Genomic DNA, 13,640 nt, shown 5'->3' with positions numbered 1-13,640 from the left:
ATGTCGTGATAAATCGTTAATACTCTAATTCAAATCATTGCATAAGCCTTATCAAAAAGCTCATTGGTGATAAAATTGCCACCGTTTTCCACCCGGCTGATGGAGTGAACCAAAAGCCGCAGGGTGTTTTTGGTCGGCAGAAGTTTGGCTGTGGCACTGACCTTTAAATCCTTGCATACCGTCTGGATGTAAGCATCGGTGTTGTTCTCAAACCGGGGGGCATATTCGGTCATCAATGCCGGAACCGTGTTCTTGCCCTTTTCGATGTCGTTTTTCAGGTCTTTAATCATGGCACGGATACCATATTCCGGGGCGATAAACATCTCGAAACGCCTGTCCTTGTTCTGCTCTTTGGGCAGTTTGCCCGTCCAGTTGATGTTGGTGAAAATCAGGTTGCCCGGATTGTTGTTGCGGATGCCCCTTGGAGCCGAAGACAGGTAATCACTGCCACCGTTCCAGTTGCGGAAATTGGAAGGCAAGGTGTTGCTGTTGGTGGTCAGGATATTGGCTGGACGTGTATCGGAACCACTTGGGGGCAATAGCCCACGTTTGCGCTTGTTTCGTCTTCGAATCAGCAAAACGGTGGTCACTATTGCCCCGGTGGTCAACACCCCTCCCGAAATAAATAATATCTTCTTGTGCTTCTTGTCCATAGTCGTGTCGGTGTTTATAGCGGAATGCCCCACTGGTCGAACTTGGGTTTGATTTTGGCCAGTTCGCCCTCGCTTAACTCAAAGCGCAGCCAGCCGACCAGATTGTAATCCTGACCAATGAAGGCCGCACGGGTTCCCCAGAGGTATTGCTTCATGCCAAAGGCTTTTATCACCAGCAGCATATCATCCTTGGTGGCTATTTTGTCGATGGTACTGTAAATGGTCTTTTCATCCGTTCCAAAATCCAGCATGGCGCCATAGAGGGTGTTGGCAAACAGGGCGGCATCGGATGGGGTGATGGTCAGGTTTTTCGTTTCGATGACCGTATCCTTTAGCGAAGGAGCTACCCGTGAGGAAGTCCCATCCGGGTTGCTTCTCTTTTTGATAGCCCTTCGGATTAAGTAAATGCCCACACCAATGGCCACCACCGGGACACCGATTTTGATGCCAGTGGTTATCATGGCCGCCTTATTTGCTTGCGCTGCATCCATCAGATGAACTTTAAGGCGGTTTTAACAATGCCCGGATTCTGAGACACCTTCTCCAGCAGTCGGATGATGTCCTTTTGCTCCACCTTGTTGACGGCATTCTGAATGAGGTTGCCTACTTTCTGAACCGTTTCGGGCGTTTCGGCTTCGATGGTGATGGCTACTTTGAATTTTTTCATCTGTTTGTAATTTGATTTTTATCGGCCAGATGGAACTCGCCAATAATCTTCCTCCTGTGTGAGCAAGGGTTGCTCATGGCTCGTTTCATATCCTTGGTTTTTTAGTTGTCCAGTTCTTCGCTCTCCAGTTCCACCTGTTCGGGTTCGCCTGCCGGGGTTCCCTTGATGGATTGGCTCAAAAAGGCCAGCGTTTTGTTGATGAGTTCAGCCCGGTCGAGGCACAAACCCACGATGTTAGCTATCTTGGCCACGTCCTGCAATTCCCATGTGGAGAGGGCATCGGAAAGGTTCCTGATGATTTCGGCTTTCTTCTTATCCTCCGGCGATTGGGGCGCACCGATTTCGCTTATCTCCACATTGGCCTGTGGCATACCCGTGTTGTCGGTCGGCTCATCCACAAAGCCCAATGCGCCTTTGAGTTCGTTGGCAGTCAGTCCAAGGAGTTCTGCCGTTTTGGGGCTGTTGCTCAGAAGCCGTCCGCCTAGGGTTGCTACCGCACCAATGGCCACACGCTTCATGATTTCGTTGGGGGCGTACCCTGCCAGACGGTTTTCAAGGTCTATCTTTTCGCTTTTCAGCTCCTTGTTCTCGTTCAGGAAGCGTTCCTTTTCCACACGGAGTTCGGCATTCTCGCTTCGGAGCTGTTCGTAGCGTTCCTGAAGGGTGTTGAACCGGGTCTCGAACTTGAAGTCATCCAACTGCTTTTGGTAACTGATTCTGTCCATCTCCTTGTTGTTGCCAGATATGGTATTGAAAAGGCCAAACAGCCCTTCAATGCCTTGCAAGCCTTCGCTGTTCCCAGTGAACATGCCCAAGAGGCTGTTCAAATCGCCCAACCCGTTCTGGGGTTTGGGCATCTGGCTGATTTCTGCTTTAATGAGGCTCTGGATTTCTTCCTTCTCCAAGCTTGGCTTGGGTGGGTTCAACAGTCCGCTCACATTGACTGTGTAAGTATTGAGTTTCCGGGCATTGGGGCTTTTACCGCCATACACATCCACACGGAGCATCCCGTGAGCCTGTTTGGCTTTATCCACGGCATTTTCAATGTCCTGATTGAACTTGCTGCTGCCGGAAGTGCGTGAGGTCAGGGCGGTCTCATCAATGCCCGCCAAAAGGACTATCTCGTAAGCGTAAGGGTACTTCTGCTCGGCTTCCGAACGCTTTAAAAAGTTGTATATGCTGCTTATTTGTTCTCTGTAATCTAACATAGCTTCATCAATTGCGGTGAGGGATAATCTTTACAAATTCCAGCCGGAAGGGCTTGAACTCATCCGTTTCGGTTCTAATGTCGATGTAATCGGTAAAAACCTGATAGCGGTACTCATCCATGAACTCGTATTCATCGGGGGTGGCCGTGAACACGTTGTCGCTGCTGACCAGCTCCAGCCCGGTGATGGATGCCGGAATCCTTTGGGTGTTGAGAATCCACATGTCGTTTTTCAGGTCGATGGTCTGGTCGGCCTTGGTCACATTGACCACCACGGGCTTTAGCTGGTAGCTGTCAATGGTTCGTAGTCCGGCAATGCGGTCTTTGGCGATGGTATGGAGTAGCTCACTTGTGTTCATATTCGATATAGATTCTAATGGTCAGGGTGCTGCCATCGCTGTTTTTGTTGCTTTTAAAAACCGTGTGGATGTTGGAGTTCACCTCCAGAGGCTCGTGGAAAGGGATAATCTCCTTTTTGAGGTTGCGCACCTTGCGGTTGGCCGTCAACATGTAATCCCGGAGCAAAAAGCTGTTCCCGTTGATTAAAAGACTGATGTTGCCACACTCGTATGGTTCGGGTTGCTTGTATGCCTGTTTGGTATGAAAGAAAACCTCTTCCTTTTTCAGGTAGGCAAACATCAAAATGTGCTGGGCTATGAAATCGGCAAAGTCCGTATTGCTCATGCCTTTGCCTTTCTCGTAAAGCCCCACTTCGTTGTAGAGGTAATCAGCAAACCCGGACAGAAAGAGCTGCGAAAGGTTGTCGGTCAACTGTTGTTGCTGAGTGGCATCCAAACAGGTGTACAGGATGTTTTGAGCCAACACGCTGGTAATCTCCGGTAAGATGGAAGCATCAAAATACTCACGGCTTTCCGCTTCACTGGAGCGGGTGCGCAGGTAGGAATAGAACAGCCCGGCGATGCTGTCCAGCTTGGTCAGGTTGGTAATCAACGCCTGTGGAAAGACCAATTCACGGGTGGTGTCTTCCATCTCTCCGGCTTGCTTCACCGTGGCAACGACCGTCACCCCGGTAATGAGTTTGCACGATGCAGGGAGTAAGTCCTGCACGTTCAAATGGCCGTTGTGCTGCGACTGGTGGGTGATGACAAAGTATCGTTTCATTTCTTGGAGGGGATTGAAAGGTTACTTCTTGCTTACTTCGGCCAGCAGGTAAGCCCTAACGTGGTAGCTGTCGGCCACGGCAAGGTTGGCACTGTCGTCTTTGTAGATGATGCGAACGGGGCTGTTCTTGGCTTTCTCATCCAAGGGAAAGGCCACATCCTGAATGGAGAGGTCATCGTTGTGGTGCAGCAGGGCGACTTCGGTATCGTCAGGGATAATCTCGGTATCATCAATCCATACCCGGAGCGTGGCGCCCTGCAAAGCATTGGGGTTGGAAAGACGAAGGAAGATGCCTTTGATGCGGTCGTGTTCGGTCTTGGTGTTACCGTTAAACTCATAGGTCTGGCCTTTTTTCACCTCAAACTTGATGACCTGAAGCTTCTTGATGGGGCTGGGCGTTTTTATCTCTTTTGTTTCCATTGCTTGAATTGGTTTTAGAAAAAAGGGACGGCTTTAATCACCGTCCCTGAAGATTTATGGACGCATCGTTTGCGGTCATCACAGAGCCAAAGTTTAGTATGGTTTTTCTCTTTGTTCCGACGGCAAACAGGATGGTTCTACGCTTTCTCGGTCATGGTTCCCAACAAGGTAATCTTCACCGCTGGGTTAAATACCTTGTCCCCGGTCACCGCCTTGGGCATGTTCAGCTTGGGCGTGATGTCCATCGAGGGCTTCAACCATTTGGGGTTGGCCAGCTTGTAAAGGAACTTGCGCTTGTTGGTATCGCTGTCATCGAACACGGCACATGAGATTTCCGGTAGAATCACCTTGGTTCCCAAAGTCATCTCAAAGGTTCCGTTAATCATCTGCGGAGGAAAGGCGAACTGTCCGAAGGAGTAATCAGCCGGGTCGTTGTCGTCTTCCGAAGAGCCGTGGGCGTATTCCAGCACGATGTCGGTCAACAGGAAATACTTTCCCGAATCCAACTGCGCCCGGTTCAGGTTGGTGCGGCCAGTCTTCTTATCGTCCGATGCTTCCATCAGGTCGATGTCCGAGCGGTCTTTAATGCTCTTAATGGTGTAGATGGCCGCATCCACCGTCTGCATCCGGGCATCCTTCAAGGCCTTCTGGATTTCAGGGGGCAACTGCTGGCGGCGCAATTCAAACTGGCCTTTGGAGGTCAAGTCACGGGTCAAGCCCGTTTTGACTGCGGTGCTTTTCGCCCCGGCATTGTACGAACGCTTCACCGCATTCTTGCGGCTTACGCTGCGTTTGACCCTGCGCACCTGACGCTTTTGCTTTCGCCTTGCACGTCCCAAGTCGCCAATGCCTTCAACGGCATCGTCTTGGTCTTCGTCCCTCTCCAAAGCGTCCTCTTCCTTGTTGAGAATCGCTATTTCCAAACCTTCAATTTCTTCCATTGAAGGGTACAAATCATTCTGCTCATTAATGTCTGCCATGATTTTTACTTTTTTGTGTTTTTAATAATTGGTTTACTGTGTTGAATTGCTTTGCCCCAAGGCTTTAGGATTCCATCATGTCGCCCGAAAAGATGTCGAAGTCCATGCTGTCTGGATTGATTTTGGCCAGTGAGCCAACCACATCATCCGAATAATCCATATTTCCGATAGGGTCATCCGACATGGAATAATCAGCGGTGATGTTACCCACGGGTTCGTCCGACATGGAGAAGTCCGCAGCACCCGATACCGAGCGTTGGATTTCCCGCTCGATATCAATATCGGCTGCCGGAAGGGCTTGGGTAACCGGGTTCAGGGCACGAAGGCCGCTCATATCCTCAAAATCGGGGGTTTCCTCGTCACCGATTAAGCCCTCCAATCCTTGCAGGATGGTCTTTCCGGTGGCTTTCTTGATGATGGCCTCCACGCCTGCACCTGCCGCACCTACCAAGCCCAGCTGGATGTATTCGTTCTTGGTGAACTGTGTACCAATCAAACCCCCCATTGTGACGGCTGCCGGAAGGATGTAATCCTTCATATCTGTTCCCATCAGCCCGGTAACGGTCTGGCTTTTCGATAACTTTTTCAAAGCATACTTGCCAACGGCAAACCCTGCTATGGCAGCAACGGGTTTTCCAATGTTGTTGGTGGCTTTCATAAAGTCAATCTTGGTTGCCCGTGCCGAAGTGGTCGGGGTTCTCGAAGTCTTTTTTCTTACTGCCATGTTTATAAAATTTAAGTACTGGTTTTAACTGAGTTCTATGCGCCCCAACGATTTCTTATTGGGCGTTTCCTTGGGGGAGGTGGTTGTCTTGGGTTTGTTGCCCTTGTCCCGGAACATGAAGTAAGCCCCGGTTCCGATGAGTGCGGCCAGTCCCAACCCAATGCCCATTTTGGCTCCCTTGCTGATGCCCTTGGTCGGGCTGACCGCTGTGGGCGTGCGTGCCATATTCGTGGGGGTGGGCGATGGCAAATACGGTGTGTTGGCATTTGCCGGGCTAAGGCTGGGGATGGTGTAACTGGTCGTAGGCGCAACTGGCGCAATCGGCATTATTGGTGTGAGGTTCTCTGTGAATGCCTCGCTGGTGTCGATGATGTTCCGGGGTTGCGGCAAGGCTTGCGGTTGCGGCTGTGCCTGCGTTGCCTGTTGTCTGGCTTGCTTACGGGCGACAATCTTCTCTTTGGTTTTTTTGAAGATGTTGGTAACTGGCTGGAGCCAGCTCTTGATTTTTGCCAGCACCCCTGTTGCTGCACCCACCGATGCTGCGGTGGCCGCAACGCCCAGACTGCCCAATTCGGCCAACTGGCCAATGGCTTCCAAGCCCTGCAATCCGGCCACAATGCCATGAACCCCTTTCACCGAAAAGTCCGGGCTTTTTTGTTTTGCCCCTTTCAAAATGGCGGAGCGCAGGTTCTTTTCTTTGCCCTGTAAGCCATCAAAGAGCTTTCTTACCTTGGCATAGCGCTTTTTCAAGTCGGCCAGCTTCTGTGGGTCAATGTTGTGCTTTGCGGCCAGATTATCTGGCAAAAAGGCGTATTGCAACTTCTTGGCAATGCCGAACATATTCAGGCGCATGGCCGCCAGTAGTCCGTTGCGAATAGCAATGGAGAGTGGGTTAAAGCGAACGATGGCTTTTACCACCTTTTTGCCGACTTTGGCAACGGCTTTGGCTCCTTTTTTAATGCCTTTGCCCACCTTCTTGCCAATGCGTTTGAGGGACTTGAAAAAGCCGCCTAGGCTTCTTTGGCCGTTTAAACCATCCAGTTCTTCGTCCAAATCGTCAAGCTCTGCCAATCCCTGCATGGCCTCCGAATCGTATTTGATAAAGCCGCTCTTGGCCAGCTTGTCTTCAATGGCTGCCAGCTTGTCCAGCACTTGGTCACGTTGTGGCGTGTTCCAGAACTTGATGGCTTGGTCAATCATGCTGATGAACTGGTCGGGGTTCTGGATGTGCGACATCTTGCCCTTGTTCTCCTTGCTTTTCAGAAGGAAGTCACGGGTGCGTGTCAGGTAGTTGAGTGTGGCATCATCGGCACTGCCAAGCCCGTTGATGGCATCATCAAAGTCAACCCCTGAAATGATGGCCATAAGTTCGGTGTGGTCTTCATCGGCAATCCGTCCGCCAGCCATATCCAGACCGGAGAGGGCGTAAATGGGCAAGCCCAGCCCCAGCGTTCCGGTCAGTCCGTTGATGCCACGAAGGCCACCGAGCATTTGCAGGGGCGACATATTGAAGTCGGACTTCTCATAGCTGTATGGCTTCTGGTAGTCGAACTTAGAAAGTACCGGGTCAATGACAATCTCATCTTCGCTGTCGCCCTGTGCCGGAACAATCACATAGATGTGCTGGTAGTAGCTTTTGCCGTCATACTTGGTGATGCGGAACTTAAAGGGGATGCCCAGACATTTGAGGATGGAGCCGCAAAAGATGCTGTAATCATCGCAGTCGATTCCTGAATCGGTGTTTCCCTGTTGTCTGAACTTAATCTGCCCGTCCAACCAGCTTCGGGCTGGTGTGCGGAGCTGTTCGGTTCCGTCCTCGTCCTTTTGGTATTGCAGGTAGGTGTATGCAAAATTGAAAATGTTGCGGCAGGTCTCTTTTACCGAATCCGCTTTAAGTTTTGCGGCCAGTTCCTCGACTTCGCGGTAGTGGTCGGCAATGATGTTGATGCAGCTCTCCACCGTCTCCAGCACACTGCCGTTCTTGATAAAGGTACTGGCTCCGGCAGCCCTTTTTATCAGGTGGTTGAACTGTCGTCCGTCTTTTGTATTGCGTGGACCGGATACAATACCGAGTTGTCCCGATGCTAGTCCGTTCATATTCTCGTCTGTTAAATTTTGCGTAGTGGTGATGGTTTCCCCGTTGATGCTGAGGGTGAGCGTGAAGGTCATATCGGCCTTGAGCTGTTGGGTGTTTTGGAGTACAGCCGTTGACAAGCCTTTACCCATGAGGTTCAGGTAAGGCACTTGAAAGGTGATTTCCGGCTCTTTGGTTTGTCCGGCTGGAATGGTCAGTCCTTTAATATCGGGGGTGGAATAGGCAATGTCGGAACCCTTGTATTTGGCTACCACCTGATTGATGGCAAGGGTAATGGGTGCGTTGGTGGGGTTGTAACAGCGGAGCTTGACCGCAAACTGGACTTCCTGTAACGTGAGCTTATGGATGCGGAAACCCAACAGGGCGAAGTTCATCTTTGCCCCGGCCAGTAGTTTTTTGCCTTTGGTAAACAGGTAAAACCCGCCTCCGATGGCTGCCACAACGGCCAATGTGCCTACTATTTTCTTTGTGCTTGATTCCATAGGGAAGCAAACTTAAAATAGCAGGCACGTAAGGGTTTGGCCGTTATTGGCTGGTGGTGGTTATTAGTGTTTTGTGGTGTGCATTAATGGCAATTTTTTGCATTTTCAATTGCTCATCTTCTCAGGAGATAATCGTACTAATTGGCAGTTGTATTAGGATTTTTTGTGGCAATGGGAACATTCAGCGTCGTGAAGTGAAATAACACCGGAGCATTCGCCACATGTCCATTTTTCTCGCTCGATTGATAGAAAAGCGACAAGTCCGATTTCTTGAACTTTTCTACTGTTTTCAATTAGGCTAATATGATACCGTTTCCTGTAACTCCTGTCCAGATTTTTTATCTGAACGCAAGGAAAATCTGGACATTCAAAACAATGTTTAAATCCTTTTTCGGTGGCACAATTTTTTATTTTACAAGACTTACAACGTTCAGGTTTAGAAACATCTTCCCCCAAGCAACCAGCACAGGGTTTCTTATCCTTCAGATGGACATAGCAAACCATGCAATTTATACCGCAGGGAGCGAAAAAGTAATCGTCTATTTTAGATGGCATCTTCATCCTACAATCCCATGAGAAAACTTTGTATTACCACTACGATGAATTTTTGTGCCTTTAAATTTCGAGTTAAAAAACGATATATCAAAAGCATATCGGTTTTCAATCGTCTTCTTTTGCTTTTACAAAACCATTTAAAATGCTGATTAACCCATTGAAGAGAATTCTTTCTGGTGGGGATTGGCTCTTTTTGATTTTCTCTTGCAGGTATCGCTGGGGGACTTGTTTCTGGATGAGGACTTTAGCTAGTTTGCCCAGCTCTGCCATTATATCCGACTGCTGGGGAGTGTTTTGCCCGGTAGGGGCTACCTGCTTGCGTTGCAGTTCCAATAGCAGGGTTTTGTATTCTTCCTGCATCTGCTGAAACCGGAGTACTGAACCGCCTTTGTCCGGGTGCAGTTCTTTGGCCAAGGTGCGGTATCGTTGCTTGGCCTGTTCCAAGTCGGTGATGTTCTGAAAATAGTTCATGCGTCTGTTATAATTGGTTGTAATCTTCGGGAGTGAGGCTAAAGTGTTCCAGAATGAGCCGCAACTGCTCAAAATTGTAGGTGTGCTTGCGCATGTGGCCAGCTCGGCTGATTCGTTCCTTTAATTCCGGGCATAGGTCGATTTCATTGCGCAGTAACTGCAAGGCACTTCTAATGGAGATGCTGTCCGGGTACAGCTTTTTTACCAAATCCTGCTTCAATACGGTTCTACGGAAGGTCATAGCTTGTCGGATTAAGCGGTGAATACAATGCAAAAAGCCCTGAAAAAGCTTGAAAATGCAGGTTTGTCAAGTGCTTTGACACTGCTTTTTCTTCCTTTTCAGGGCTTTTGAGGATGTTCGAAATGCTTTTGGGTGCTTCCACAGGATAATTCAAATGCTTTTTAGGGCAGACCCGATTTTGAAGGGTATAACCAGCCTGAATTATCCTGCTTTGCCGGAAAATTGAGATACTTTGGTGGACTTTGCCGGAATTGGCACTAAAAATCGAAAGTGTTCGGTGTGATTGGTGGATGCAAACAACTAAAAGCCCCGAAATAGGACTTGCTTGCAGGCAATAATCGAGTATGTGGGGCATAATTTTCCAATTATACCCTTGACGGATAGCGTAGCTAAGATATAGAAAAATAGAAACTACGAAAGTGAAAAATAGTAATGTTTTATTTTTTTGTGGATACTGGGCATATAATTGAACCATACGAACAAAACACGCAACAATCTCCCTGCCTTGGTTTTAGTATGGTTTTGCAATTTTCACATTCATAAAAGAATTGACATGCATTATCAGGCATAGTTTCTTCTTTTTGGAAACGACATTTCGGGCATGTAATAATAGACTTTAGAATAATTGGCTTCATTATTTTCCAAGTTTTAGTATCCTAAAAGCACCCCTTACTACAATCAAAAACACAATTGAACCAACTATCAAATCAGGATACTTTGATTGAGTAAGTAAAACCAAAAACCCTGCAAGAATTACACCTCCATTTATTATAACATCATTGGAGGTAAAAATCATACTTGCCTTCATGTGTGCTTCATTACTTTTTGATTTTTGTAGAATATATAAACATGCTGCATTTGCTATTAATGCAAGGATTGAAACGCCAATCATTATTCGATAATCAGGCATGGCTTCTGAACCAATAAACCGTCTGGTTACTTCTATTATACCTAAAAGGGCTAATGATAGTTGAAAGTAACCGCTTAGACGAGCAACTCTTTTTTTTCGTAAAACTGTTGAGCCTACTGCCCATAAGCTTAATCCATATACAAAGGAATCGGCTAACATATCCAACGAATCGGCAACCAATCCCATCGATTTAGAAATAAAACCCGTGGTGATTTCAATAATAAAAAAAACAAAATTGATTATCAGCACCGTCCAAAGGAGTTTGGATAGTACTGATGAATTGTCCTTGAATTCATCCTGTTTGGCAACAATTGTTTCTTCGTGTTCAGCGCCTAAATTGAGTTCTTTCAGTCGTTTTTCTATTTCCGGGTTTTCTTCGGAATGAAAAACGGTGAGTTTTCGGTTTTCAATATCGAACACCAAACTTTTAATAGCGGAAAGCCCTTCAAGTTTCATCCTGATAAGGGCTTCCTCGGAAGGGCAATCCATTTTGGGAATGTGAAATAAACTCTTTTGCATATTATTATTTTTTGTATGCCAATAATCTTAATGCATTAAATACCACAACAAGGGTTGAACCTTCGTGAATGAGTACGGCAATACCAATGCTGGCCAAACCAAGGATAGTTGAAGGAATAAGTATCGCTACGACACCCAGGCTAATCCAAAGGTTCTGTTTTATTATACCTTTTGCCTTTCTGCTCAGGCCAATAGCAAATGGAAGGGTTTCCAGTTTGTCGCCCATTAGGGCAATATCAGCGGTTTCGAGTGCTACATCCGAACCGGCCGCACCCATGGCTATGCCAACGGTGCTGTGGACCATTGCGGGGGCATCATTTACCCCATCACCTACCATCGCTACTTTTGATTCTTTTTCTTTCAATTTCTTTATGGCATCTACTTTTTCCTCCGGCAACAGGCTGCCCCAGGCATCGGTCAGGCCTATTTCTTTGGCCACGGCATCCGCCACTTTTTGGTTGTCGCCTGTGAGCATGACCATGCGTTTGATTCCGAGTTTCTTTAATTGTTCCAGCGTGCTTTTTGCTTCTGCCCTCGGTGTGTCCATTAAGGCGATGATGCCCACATAATCGCTATTCCGGCGAACAAGCATGGTGGTGTTCCCTTCAGATTCAAGAGCTTTTACTTTTTCTGTAATTTCCTCCGAAGGCTTTTTGTCATCAAGTGCTTCATACAGTTCCAGGTTTCCTATATAAACTTTGTCTTCACCCAGTGTTGCTTTTATTCCTTTTCCCAAAACGGCTTCAAGGTCTTTGGCTTCGGGAATATTATCTCCTTTCAAGCGTGTTTTGCCGTCCCTAACCACCGCCTTTGCCAACGGGTGGTCACTCAGGTTTTCTACGGCTATGGCCATTTTTAGCAATTCATTCTCATCGATATTGTTCAGCGGGATTACTTTAGTGAGTTTTGGCTTGCCTTCGGTAAGGGTTCCTGTTTTATCGAAAGCAAGGGCGGTTAAAACTCCCAAGTCTTCCAGCGGCCGTCCTCCTTTAATAAGTACGCCGCTTTTTGCAGCCCTGGCAACCCCGCTCAGCACTGCGCTGGGTGTGGAAATGGCCAGGGCACAAGGGCTGGCGGCTACCAGAACGGCCATTGCCCTGTAAAAGCTGTCGCTAAAATTTTCATCAATAACCAAAAAAGCCCCAAGCAACAACACGACCAAACCCAAAACAGAGGGCACAAAATATTTCTCGAATTTATCGGTAAACCGTTGTGTTGGCGATTTCTGCGTTTGGGCTTCATTTACAAGTTTTACCAAACGGGAGAGGGTGGAATCGCTGGCTTCCTTTATAACTTTAACTTCCAACGTATTGTTGCCATTGATTGTACCTGAGAAAACCCTGTTTTTATCACTGATATCTTTTTCATTGGAGTAGTCCTTCTCCGGGTCATCCACAGGCATTTTATCTACCGGTACACTTTCGCCCGTGATGGGGGCCTGGTTCACGCTGCTTTCGCCGTTGACCACAACACCATCTGCCGAAATTTTACTGTTGGGCCGCACCACGATAATATCCCCAATTTCAAGGGTTTCAATCCCTACTTCTTCAGTTTTCCCGTTCTTTTTCCGCAGGGCTGTTTTGGGCGCCAGGTCGGCCAAAGCCGCGATTGATTTGCGGGCTTTGTTCATGGCATAATGCTCCAGAGCGTGCCCCATGCTAAAGAGGAACAGCAACAAAGCGCCTTCTGCCCATTCACCCAGGATAGCTGCCCCTATGGCTGCCACCAACATGAGAAAATCAATTTCAAAACCACCTTTGGCAATGGTTTGTATGGCTTCTTTGGCTGTATAAAAACCACCAAAGAAATACGCTCCGATGTACAGCGATAAGCTAATCCACGATGGGACTGCATCCACGAAAGAGAGGCCAAAACCAATGGCCAGTAATATTCCCGAAAGGATAGAGAAAATCAACTCCGTATTTTTACCTAAAAGGCCGCCATGGGCATGTTCATCTTCTTCCCCTTCTTTTTCTTCGTGTTCAGGCTTCTTGCCTTTCTGCACTTTCTCCGTTTCTTTGGTGCCGCGAAGATATTTCCCGGCTTCTAAAGCAGTATCGGTTATGCCAAGGCCTTCTTTTCGTAAGGCTTTAACTATCGCTGCTTCATCAATTTTTCTTGTGTCGAATTCAGTCCGTACCATTCCCGAGGCAGAAACCGATGCTTCAATTATGCCGTTTAGGCTGAGCAGGTTGTGCTCGATACTGCGCGCATGGCGCGGGTGGCGGATGCCTTCTACCCCGATGAGCTTGTGCCCGGTTTTTTCGGTGATGGACGCCCCGGTTTGCCGGGCAATTGAACGTACGCGGTCAATGGAAATCAATTCCGGGTCATAGTGAAAACAGAGCTGGGGTACGCCATTTTCAGCAGCTTCTGAAACGTGAACTTTTTCCAGTCCTTTTTGCTCCTGAAGCAGTGAGATAAGCTCCTGAACACATTGGTCTTTTTCGTCAGGTACTTCGGGCAGGATGAGTGGTATTTCTATCTGTAGCTTTTTCATGTTCCTTTTATATTAACGATGAAAATAATCAATATTACTATTGGCAAAACCTAAGGTAATGAAAAGGCTGCCATAAATCAAAATCAGATTTGCA

At 47.8% G+C, this 13,640-nt stretch carries 16 protein-coding genes; all 16 read right to left on the bottom strand.

Translation table 11 applies throughout. The features are described 5' to 3' along the window. Nucleotides 1-29 precede the first annotated feature (29 nt). The 16 genes from N2K84_RS13225 to N2K84_RS13155 all read right to left on the bottom strand — a co-directional run bounded on the left by N2K84_RS13225 (nucleotide 30) and on the right by N2K84_RS13155 (nucleotide 13,546). Nucleotides 30-653 (bottom strand): hypothetical protein, encoded by a 624-nt coding sequence (locus N2K84_RS13225; RefSeq protein ID WP_282592293.1) that lies wholly within the window; start codon nucleotides 651-653, stop codon nucleotides 30-32. A 14-nt stretch (nucleotides 654-667) separates the two neighbouring features. Further along, nucleotides 668-1,144 carry a hypothetical protein gene (locus N2K84_RS13220; RefSeq protein ID WP_111447053.1) on the bottom strand — a complete coding sequence of 159 codons (477 nt, stop codon included), beginning with the start codon at nucleotides 1,142-1,144 and terminating at the stop codon, nucleotides 668-670. Continuing rightward, the gene (locus tag N2K84_RS13215) at nucleotides 1,144-1,320 is read right to left on the bottom strand and encodes a hypothetical protein (RefSeq protein ID WP_170124437.1); all 177 of its coding nucleotides are present in this window, start codon (nucleotides 1,318-1,320) and stop codon (nucleotides 1,144-1,146) included. Before N2K84_RS13215 ends, N2K84_RS13220 begins: the two co-directional genes overlap by 1 nt. A gap of 101 nt (nucleotides 1,321-1,421) precedes the next feature. Beyond that, complete coding sequence (locus N2K84_RS13210; RefSeq protein WP_282592292.1) at nucleotides 1,422-2,528, bottom strand: coiled-coil domain-containing protein; 1,107 nt, start codon at nucleotides 2,526-2,528, stop codon at nucleotides 1,422-1,424. Between the two features lie 7 nt (nucleotides 2,529-2,535). Next, entirely contained in the window at nucleotides 2,536-2,886 is a 351-nt protein-coding gene (locus tag N2K84_RS13205; protein ID WP_111447100.1) for a hypothetical protein, read from the bottom strand. Then, a complete protein-coding gene (locus tag N2K84_RS13200; protein WP_282592291.1) occupies nucleotides 2,873-3,649 on the bottom strand; it encodes a hypothetical protein in 777 nt (258 codons plus the stop codon). Before N2K84_RS13200 ends, N2K84_RS13205 begins: the two co-directional genes overlap by 14 nt. A 21-nt stretch (nucleotides 3,650-3,670) precedes the next feature. After that, nucleotides 3,671-4,069, bottom strand: a complete 399-nt coding sequence (locus N2K84_RS13195) for a hypothetical protein (protein WP_111447049.1) — start codon at nucleotides 4,067-4,069, stop codon at nucleotides 3,671-3,673. Between the two features lie 137 nt (nucleotides 4,070-4,206). Beyond that, complete coding sequence (locus N2K84_RS13190) at nucleotides 4,207-5,049, bottom strand: hypothetical protein (RefSeq protein ID WP_282592290.1); 843 nt, start codon at nucleotides 5,047-5,049, stop codon at nucleotides 4,207-4,209. Between the two features lie 64 nt (nucleotides 5,050-5,113). Continuing rightward, complete coding sequence (locus N2K84_RS13185; RefSeq protein ID WP_282592289.1) at nucleotides 5,114-5,773, bottom strand: hypothetical protein; 660 nt, start codon at nucleotides 5,771-5,773, stop codon at nucleotides 5,114-5,116. A gap of 24 nt (nucleotides 5,774-5,797) precedes the next feature. Further along, complete coding sequence (locus tag N2K84_RS13180; RefSeq protein ID WP_282592288.1) at nucleotides 5,798-8,350, bottom strand: hypothetical protein; 2,553 nt, start codon at nucleotides 8,348-8,350, stop codon at nucleotides 5,798-5,800. A gap of 153 nt (nucleotides 8,351-8,503) precedes the next feature. Continuing rightward, nucleotides 8,504-8,905 carry a DUF3795 domain-containing protein gene (locus N2K84_RS20540; protein WP_428221989.1) on the bottom strand — a complete coding sequence of 134 codons (402 nt, stop codon included), beginning with the start codon at nucleotides 8,903-8,905 and terminating at the stop codon, nucleotides 8,504-8,506. A gap of 105 nt (nucleotides 8,906-9,010) precedes the next feature. Next, nucleotides 9,011-9,376 (bottom strand): J domain-containing protein, encoded by a 366-nt coding sequence (locus tag N2K84_RS13175; RefSeq protein ID WP_282592287.1) that lies wholly within the window; start codon nucleotides 9,374-9,376, stop codon nucleotides 9,011-9,013. A gap of 7 nt (nucleotides 9,377-9,383) precedes the next feature. Then, nucleotides 9,384-9,617, bottom strand: coding sequence for a DUF4248 domain-containing protein (locus N2K84_RS13170; RefSeq protein WP_111446889.1), 234 nt, complete (start codon nucleotides 9,615-9,617; stop codon nucleotides 9,384-9,386). A gap of 437 nt (nucleotides 9,618-10,054) precedes the next feature. Continuing rightward, a complete protein-coding gene (locus N2K84_RS13165; protein ID WP_282592286.1) occupies nucleotides 10,055-10,252 on the bottom strand; it encodes a GDCCVxC domain-containing (seleno)protein in 198 nt (65 codons plus the stop codon). Beyond that, nucleotides 10,252-11,046 carry a cation efflux transmembrane domain-containing protein gene (locus tag N2K84_RS13160; RefSeq protein ID WP_282592285.1) on the bottom strand — a complete coding sequence of 265 codons (795 nt, stop codon included), beginning with the start codon at nucleotides 11,044-11,046 and terminating at the stop codon, nucleotides 10,252-10,254. The genes N2K84_RS13165 and N2K84_RS13160 overlap by 1 nt, the downstream gene beginning before the upstream one ends. A gap of 4 nt (nucleotides 11,047-11,050) precedes the next feature. Beyond that, nucleotides 11,051-13,546 carry a heavy metal translocating P-type ATPase gene (locus N2K84_RS13155; RefSeq protein ID WP_282592284.1) on the bottom strand — a complete coding sequence of 832 codons (2,496 nt, stop codon included), beginning with the start codon at nucleotides 13,544-13,546 and terminating at the stop codon, nucleotides 11,051-11,053. Nucleotides 13,547-13,640: the final 94 nt, after the last annotated feature.

Origin of the sequence: Gaoshiqia sediminis (assembly GCF_025907915.1) — a bacterium.
GTDB classification, from domain to species: Bacteria; Bacteroidota; Bacteroidia; order Bacteroidales; family Prolixibacteraceae; genus Gaoshiqia; species Gaoshiqia sediminis.
Note: the sequence above shows the minus strand (reverse complement) of the source record. Positions and strands in the feature narration are given on the sequence as shown.

Bases quoted from the DNA above. Each gene is read 5' to 3' on its own strand.
- N2K84_RS13225 (WP_282592293.1), bottom strand. From the start codon at position 653: ATGGACAAGAAGCACAAGAAGATATTATTTATTTCGGGAGGGGTGTTG.
- N2K84_RS13220 (WP_111447053.1), bottom strand. From the start codon at position 1,144: ATGGATGCAGCGCAAGCAAATAAGGCGGCCATGATAACCACTGGCATC.
- N2K84_RS13215 (WP_170124437.1), bottom strand. From the start codon at position 1,320: ATGAAAAAATTCAAAGTAGCCATCACCATCGAAGCCGAAACGCCCGAA.
- N2K84_RS13210 (WP_282592292.1), bottom strand. From the start codon at position 2,528: ATGTTAGATTACAGAGAACAAATAAGCAGCATATACAACTTTTTAAAG.
- N2K84_RS13205 (WP_111447100.1), bottom strand. From the start codon at position 2,886: ATGAACACAAGTGAGCTACTCCATACCATCGCCAAAGACCGCATTGCC.
- N2K84_RS13200 (WP_282592291.1), bottom strand. From the start codon at position 3,649: ATGAAACGATACTTTGTCATCACCCACCAGTCGCAGCACAACGGCCAT.
- N2K84_RS13195 (WP_111447049.1), bottom strand. From the start codon at position 4,069: ATGGAAACAAAAGAGATAAAAACGCCCAGCCCCATCAAGAAGCTTCAG.
- N2K84_RS13190 (WP_282592290.1), bottom strand. From the start codon at position 5,049: ATGGCAGACATTAATGAGCAGAATGATTTGTACCCTTCAATGGAAGAA.
- N2K84_RS13185 (WP_282592289.1), bottom strand. From the start codon at position 5,773: ATGGCAGTAAGAAAAAAGACTTCGAGAACCCCGACCACTTCGGCACGG.
- N2K84_RS13180 (WP_282592288.1), bottom strand. From the start codon at position 8,350: ATGGAATCAAGCACAAAGAAAATAGTAGGCACATTGGCCGTTGTGGCA.
- N2K84_RS20540 (WP_428221989.1), bottom strand. From the start codon at position 8,905: ATGCCATCTAAAATAGACGATTACTTTTTCGCTCCCTGCGGTATAAAT.
- N2K84_RS13175 (WP_282592287.1), bottom strand. From the start codon at position 9,376: ATGAACTATTTTCAGAACATCACCGACTTGGAACAGGCCAAGCAACGA.
- N2K84_RS13170 (WP_111446889.1), bottom strand. From the start codon at position 9,617: ATGACCTTCCGTAGAACCGTATTGAAGCAGGATTTGGTAAAAAAGCTG.
- N2K84_RS13165 (WP_282592286.1), bottom strand. From the start codon at position 10,252: ATGAAGCCAATTATTCTAAAGTCTATTATTACATGCCCGAAATGTCGT.
- N2K84_RS13160 (WP_282592285.1), bottom strand. From the start codon at position 11,046: ATGCAAAAGAGTTTATTTCACATTCCCAAAATGGATTGCCCTTCCGAG.
- N2K84_RS13155 (WP_282592284.1), bottom strand. From the start codon at position 13,546: ATGAAAAAGCTACAGATAGAAATACCACTCATCCTGCCCGAAGTACCT.